We start from the raw sequence: 6500 nt of genomic DNA on the forward strand, positions 1-6500 counted from the left end.
GGTTCTGCCTCCGGGGGGTTGGGGGTTCCGTCCTCAAGCGCCGGACGGGCTGGGGGTGCTTGGGTTTTGGGGGGCTGGGTTTTGGGGGGTCCGGGGGCGGGTTTGGGGTGGGGTGCGGGTGGTGGGGGTGCTTTCGGGCGTGACTCCTCAGCGTCGGCGGCCCGAAGCTGATCCGTAGGCGTCAGCTCTGGATGCCGCCGACGCTTCCGGGGACACCCCCTGCGCGCCCCCAGAACACCAGCCGACAGGCTCCGGGGCCCTCGGCCCGGTCCACGGGTCCGGGTTTGGAAGAGGGACATTCCCTGCGCGCCCCCAGAACGCTAGCCAGGGGTTCGGGGCCCTCGGCCCGGTCCGCGGGTGCGGGTTCGGGTGGGGGCAGGGGCTCGCGCTCAGAACGCCGGCCGGCAGGTTTCGGGGTCGCCGGTCTGGTCCACGGGTGCAGGCGTTGGGGTGGGGTTAGCGCTGTGAACGTGTCCGGTCACAGCACTAGGTGAGGGTGAGGCGTTGGGGTTGGAGGCCCAGGACGAGGGTGGACAGGGCGCGGTCGATGTCCGCTCCCAGGTACCAGTCGCCCGTGTGATCCACGCTGTACACCCGGCCCGACGAGTCGATCGCCAGCACCGCCTGGTCGTCCCCTTCCGCCCCCAGCGGTGCGATTTCCGTGTCCAGCGCGCGCCCGAGGTCGGAGAGGGTGCGTGCCAGATGGAGGCCGGCGAGCGGGTCGACGCGTACCGCGAGGGGGGCCGTCTGGCGCCCCGGGCCGGGGGCGGTGATGCAGAGGCCGCCGAACTCGGCCCATGCCTCGACCGCCGCCGGGAAGACCTTGTGCTGGTGTCCCGCCGGGGACTCGTAGGCCCGCAGGCTGTCCGCCCACTGTTCGGCGATCTTGATGTCCCAGCGGCCGGGCTGCCAACCCGACTCGCGCAGCGCGGCGTCGACGGCGACGGGGAACCGGGTCGTACTGAGTCGTTCGGACATCGGTGCGGATTCAGCCGTTCTCGTTCGTGGACGGGCCCACCGCTCGTACGCCGAAGTGGTCGAGCATCGGCGTACAGGAGCGGCACGGTGGTGCGTAGCTGCCGTGCAGGGGATCACCGTCCTCGCGGATTCTGCGTGCCGTCAGTTTCGCCTGTTTGAGCGCCCGTTTGGCCTCGCTGTGGCTAAGTGGCCTGCGGCGGGCCCGTTTGGAGCGCTTGCCTTCGGCGTTGGCGAGATGGCGCGAGAGCAGGATCGCCTCGGGGCAGCGGCCGGTGAAGCGCTCCCGCTGGCCGCTGGGGAGCCGGTCCAGGAAGTCCTGGACGAGGGGGTGGAGCACAGGTGGCTGGTCGCCCTTGCCCGCCGTGGACTTCAGCGTCTCTCCCTGCACGGAGAGTGCGGCTGCGACAGCTGGCAGGATGCCGTCCCTTCGATGGTTCAACGCGGGCGCGGGCACCTCATCGGTGCTGCTCCAGCTGAGACGAGGGTCACTTGTGGTGACCGGTTGACCTGACTGCGCTGTGTGCATGGTGTCGCTGTCCCCTCCCGTGCACTCCCCCGAGTTGGGTGAACACCTTGCCAAACGCGGTGCGGGGTGTGGAAGCGGGGTGGGTGAAACGTGTCCGCTCGTCGTCTTTCGGTCACTCGACCGTGACGGTTGGTGACGGCAGAAGGGTGACCCGGGAGGACCGGTACTGCCCCTGGGCCCACCCGCATAGGCTGTCCCGAACAGTCGGAAGCCAGCAGGGGGCAGATCGCCATGACGACAGGTCGGCAAGGGCTGGGGGCACCGCCCGGCCCCCAGGGGCACGCCGCGCCATCGAACGGTCCTGTGCACGTCGCACCGCCGAACGCGGCCTACGCCGGTCAGATCGTGTACTTCCCCGACCCGGTGCGGGCCGCCCGCCATCCGCGCGGTGTGCGGATCGACGCCGACGGCTACCCCGACTTCTCGCCGTACGCCCGTGCCGTCGCGGAGATCGCCGAGCCGCCGCAGGGCTTCGGCATCGACGAACTGCGGCTCACCGACTACGTATCGGCGAACGCGGCCCTCCACGCGAGCCGCCACGAGTTGTGGGACACGCTTCCGGCCGTGGCCACCCCGCACGGTTGGACCTGGCATCACGTCCGCGGTACGCGGCGGCTCCAGCTGATCCCCGTCGAGGTGAAGGCGCTGCTGCGCCACCACGGCGGGCTGACCACCACCGCCGTCGACCACCACAAGCGGGGCACCCGCCCGCTCCAGGAGACCAGGCCCGCGCATTTCGGGCTCCCCAAGGGCGTCCTGTCCGTCACTGAGCAGCAACTCCTCGGTGTGGAGGAGGAGCTGGGATACCGGCTGCCGGGCGCGTACCGCTCGTTCCTGAAGGCCGCGGGCGGCTGTGCTCCGGTGGGCGTGGCGCTTGACGCCGAACTCGGTCTGCTGGTCGACCAGCCCTTCTTCACCGTGCGGGACGAGGCCGCCGCCAACGATCTGGTGTACGCCAATAAGTGTCTGCGCGACCATCTGACCAAGGACTTCCTGGGCGTCGGTTTCGTCCAGGGCGGCATCCTGGCCGTGAAGGTCAGGGGGGCGCAGACGGGCTCGGTGTGGTTCTGCGCCTACGACGACGCGCGGGACCAGGACGGCTGGCACATACAGGACCGCGTGGATCGCCTGCTGTTGCCGTGCGGCGCCGACTTCGACGGGTTCCTGAAGCGGCTCGCCGGCAGTCCGCCCGAGTTGGAGACGGTGGCCAATCTGATGGTGGACGGCGGCTTCGCGTACGCCGTCCCGAGCACGGACGGGGAGTGACGCTCCGATGGTGACCTTTGCCCAGGCGCAGGAGCGTGCGGAAGAGTGGATCAACGGCGATATGCCCGTCTACCAGCACCGTGAGGTGCTGGTCCGTGAATTCGATTGGGGCTTCGTCGTCTGGGCGGAGGACCGCGAGGACGTGGCGACCCCCGACGGGGGCCAGCAGCGCCTGGTGATCGCCCGGGACAGCGGTGAGGCGACGCTCTGGCCGGGACTGGCGATCGGTGAGGTGATCAGGCGGTACGAGGAGGAGTACGGCTCTCGGGCCTCGGTTCCCGCGGACACACCGCCACCGCCCCAGCGCATCGACCTCAACCAGACGTCGTTCCTGCTCACACCGCCCGAGTGGCTCCAGGACGCGGCGGATCGGCTCGGGACATCAGGGGGGCAGCCGGCGGCCGGGGGCACCACTTCGTCCGAAGGTGCCGGAGTCGGACAGCAGGACCCCGCACCGCTGCCGGTGGCGGGACAGGACGGGTCGACTCCCGTGGCTGCGCCTTCGGGCGGGACGGGAACAGGCGGGACCGGAACGGGCGGCGGTTCGGGAGCCGTCTTCGTACCGGCGGATGCGCCGCTCGGTGCCACTCCCGCCACCCCGGTCGCCGCCGATGCCCGGCCGTCCGCGAGCGTCCCCGTGTCCGCCGCCGAACCCGGGTCTGGGTCTGGGGCTTCGGGGTCTGCGGGGTCTGCGGGTGGGCCCGTGCGGCAGCCGCAGGACACGCCCCCGCCGGCCGCCGGTCCCGGTGAGCACGGTGGGTCGGGTTCGCTGCCCGGGGCGTACGCCCGCCCGGTGGGAGCGCCCCCTTCACAGGGTGGAAACCCGTCGCAGGGCGGTGGTGCGTCGCAGGACGGCACCGTCTGGCTGGCCGCCGACGGGGGAGAGCGTGAGCGGACCCCGTCCCACGGCAGGTCCTGGACGGACACCAGTTCCGTGGACACCGACGACGCTTCCGTACCGCTGCCCGACACGGTCTTCGCGCCGCCCGTCGCCGGTGTGGACGACGACGGCACGCCTCCCTCCGGCGTCGGCCCGGACGCTCCGACCGCGCTGATGTCCGGCGGCAGCCAGTTGCCGCAGACGTTGCGGCAGGAGTCGACCGGGGCACTTCGGCCGCCGACCGGTGGTGCGGCCGACATAGCGGAGGCCGCGACGAGCAAGGCCCAACGGCCGTCGCGCCCCTCGCGCGGCGGTGGCCCGGCCACTCCGCCGCCCCCGGGACCGCCCCCCGGCGTTCCGGGGGCCCCGGCGCCTCCCGGTCCGCCGGGACCGCCTCCGGGCTCCACACCGGCCGCCCCCGGCACTCCCGCCAACGGCTATCTGCCGACGCAGTTGACGCCGCAACTCCCCTCGGAGCAGTCCGCCAGGCCCGGACCCCCCGCGCCTCCCGGCCCGCCCGGACCGCCGCCGGGCGCGACCCCGCCGCCCGGCGGGGTGCACCACGCGGCGACGATGCTCGCCGACCCGAGCCAGCCCGGCTTCGGGGGCCCCGGCGCACCCCCGCCCCCCGGCCCGCCGGGACCGCCGCCAGGCTCTCTGCCGGGGAACGGGCCCTCCCCGTACGGCTATCCGCAGCCGCCGCCCGGTGTGCCGACCGTGGGCCCCGGCTACCAGGCCGTACTGCGCTACCGCGCGCCCGACGGTTCCGAGGCACAGTTGATCCGTCGGTCGGCGCCCGGTACGCCGCACCCCGAGTGGCAGATCCTGCACGAGTTGCGTGCGCTGAACGTGCCGCCGCAGCAGGTGCTGGAACTCCACACCGAGTTGGAGTCCTGCCAACTGCCGGGCGGCTACTGCGCCCGGATGATCAAGGAGACCTGGCCGCAGGCCCGGATCACCAACATCGCCCCGTACGGCCGCGACCACGCGGGCCGGCAGCAGGGGATGCAACAGCTGTTGACCCACCAGGGCGAACTGCACCAGGTGGCGGACGGCCCCGCCAGGCCCGCCCCGGTGCGGGCGCCGTTGCCGCACGTGCAGCCCGCTCCTGCGGTGCCTCCGCAGGCGGTGGCCCAGGAGTTGGTGTCCGCGTTCGGGCCCCAGGGCATCTGCCGGTTCGACCAGCGGGCCGTTTCGCGTCAGGGTGTGCCCGAGGTCGTGGCGGCGACCTTGGTGTGGGCGGGCCTGCCGGGCGACTTCAACCCGTTCTTCTGGGCCCAGCCGGCGCATCCGGTGGTGCCGACCCTCGCGGAGCTCGCCGCCCAGCGTCAGGTGCAGGCCGCGATGGACGCGGGTTCCTACCTGGTGGTGGGCAGTGACTTCGGTCGGGCCATCTGTGTCCAGTACGGCACCGCCCACATCGTGGCGGTACCCGTGGAGGCGGGCCCCGGAGGGCAGCCGACGGCGCCGCAGTTCGTCAACAGTGGGCTGCCGGAGTTCGTCCGCTGCATGGCGTTGCTCGGCCGGATGTGGCGCTTCCGCTATGGCCTGAATCCGGAGCAGGCCGGCCGTTGGACCGTCGACTTCCAGGCACAGCTGGCATCTCTCGACCCGGCCGCGCTGTCGTCGCCTGAGAACTGGTGGTCGGTACTGCTGGAACAGATGTGGGACGGTTTGCTGTAGTCCCGCCGTATCGTGCCCGGGCGTCCGATCCGTTGTGATGGATCGGACGCCCCTTGGGTTTTTCTTTGGGCGGGTAGCGCATCCTTAGACCGATATGGACAGGTGGAGTGTCGCTTTCTCGGCGCTTTACCAGAATCCGGGATGATATGTGCAAAATCGCGGAAGGGGCTTGAAGGATGAGTGCCGCATCAGTGTCGCCTCATGGCTTCGCCGTCGTACGCCGTGGCTACCGGATGGAGCAGGCCGACGCGCACGTCGACGCCCTGTCCCAGGACCGGGACGAGGCATGGGAGCGCGCGGCTCGGCTGACCGTACTCGCCAAGGAGATGGAGGCGGAGGCGACCCAACTGCGTGAGACGGTCGCGACGCTCGCTCCCCAGACGTACGCGGCGATGGGCGAGCGCGCCCAGCGGCTGCTGGCCCTCGCCGAGGAGGAGGCGCAGGACGTACGGGGAAGTGCGCACGCCGCCGCCCGGTCGACGGCGGACGCGGCCGATGCGGAGGCCCGACGGTTGCGCGGTGAGGCCCGCGAGGAGGCGGACCGACTGCTGGCCCAGGCCAACGAGGAGGCCGAACGGACACTGCACGCCGCTCAGAAGGCCGCGGACGACGCCCTTCGGGAGGCCCGCGACGAGGCGCAGGACCTGCGGGACGAAGCCGTTGCCGGCTGGCAGGACATGCGCGACCGTGCCGAGGCCCTGTTGTCCGACCTGGAGTCCCAGCAGTCGGCGCGGTGGGAGGCGGACAGCCGTGAACTCGCCGCGCACCTCGCCGAGCAGGAGGCCCGGCACACGGAGTTGGCGACACTGGCGGACAGTGTCCTCGCGAAGGCCAAGCGTGCCCTCGCCGAGACGGAGGAGAAGGCGCGGCACGATCAGGAGGACGCGGATGCCCGCGCGGCCGAGTTGATCTCGCAGGCCAGGGTCCAGGAGGAGCGGACCACTCGCGAAACGGAACGCATCCTGCGTGAGCACGAGGAGTCCCGCGAGGAGATGCAGGCCCACATGGCGCATGTGCGCAGCAGTCTGGCCGCGCTGACGGGAAGGGCTCCGACCGAGGGGTGACGACCGCCCTGTTCGTGTGCTGTCCGAGTTCAGGGGGCGGCGGGTGGTGCTCACTGGGACGAGTCGGCCCGTGACGTGTCCTGCGGCAGTTCTCAGGAGTCGG

At 71.8% G+C, this 6500-nt stretch carries 5 protein-coding genes; 3 read left to right on the top strand and 2 right to left on the bottom strand.

All coding sequences use genetic code 11. The annotated features are described in order from the left end of the window. Window positions 1–486 precede the first annotated feature (486 nt). Window positions 487–978, bottom strand: a complete 492-nt coding sequence (locus ABZ348_RS22605) for an SUKH-3 domain-containing protein (RefSeq protein ID WP_358935750.1) — start codon at window positions 976–978, stop codon at window positions 487–489. Window positions 979–988: 10 nt separating this feature from the next. Beyond that, window positions 989–1504, bottom strand: a complete 516-nt coding sequence (locus ABZ348_RS22610) for a YwqJ-related putative deaminase (protein WP_358935752.1) — start codon at window positions 1502–1504, stop codon at window positions 989–991. Between the two features lie 231 nt (window positions 1505–1735). Between ABZ348_RS22610 and ABZ348_RS22615 the strand changes: the two genes are divergently transcribed. The 3 genes from ABZ348_RS22615 to ABZ348_RS22625 all read left to right on the top strand — a co-directional run bounded on the left by ABZ348_RS22615 (window position 1736) and on the right by ABZ348_RS22625 (window position 6397). Then, the gene (locus ABZ348_RS22615; protein ID WP_358935754.1) at window positions 1736–2770 is read left to right on the top strand and encodes an HNH endonuclease; all 1035 of its coding nucleotides are present in this window, start codon (window positions 1736–1738) and stop codon (window positions 2768–2770) included. A 7-nt stretch (window positions 2771–2777) separates the two neighbouring features. Further along, on the top strand, window positions 2778–5333 hold the full coding sequence (locus tag ABZ348_RS22620; protein ID WP_358935756.1) for an SUKH-4 family immunity protein: 2556 nt from the start codon (window positions 2778–2780) through the stop codon (window positions 5331–5333). Window positions 5334–5509: 176 nt separating this feature from the next. After that, entirely contained in the window at window positions 5510–6397 is an 888-nt protein-coding gene (locus ABZ348_RS22625) for a cellulose-binding protein (RefSeq protein ID WP_358935758.1), read from the top strand. Window positions 6398–6500 lie beyond the last annotated feature (103 nt).

Source organism: Streptomyces sp. NPDC005963 (assembly GCF_040638655.1).
Lineage (GTDB): Bacteria > Actinomycetota > Actinomycetes > Streptomycetales > Streptomycetaceae > Streptomyces.

Bases quoted from the DNA above. Each gene is read 5' to 3' on its own strand.
- ABZ348_RS22605 (WP_358935750.1), bottom strand. From the start codon at position 978: ATGTCCGAACGACTCAGTACGACCCGGTTCCCCGTCGCCGTCGACGCC.
- ABZ348_RS22610 (WP_358935752.1), bottom strand. From the start codon at position 1,504: ATGCACACAGCGCAGTCAGGTCAACCGGTCACCACAAGTGACCCTCGT.
- ABZ348_RS22615 (WP_358935754.1), top strand. From the start codon at position 1,736: ATGACGACAGGTCGGCAAGGGCTGGGGGCACCGCCCGGCCCCCAGGGG.
- ABZ348_RS22620 (WP_358935756.1), top strand. From the start codon at position 2,778: ATGGTGACCTTTGCCCAGGCGCAGGAGCGTGCGGAAGAGTGGATCAAC.
- ABZ348_RS22625 (WP_358935758.1), top strand. From the start codon at position 5,510: ATGAGTGCCGCATCAGTGTCGCCTCATGGCTTCGCCGTCGTACGCCGT.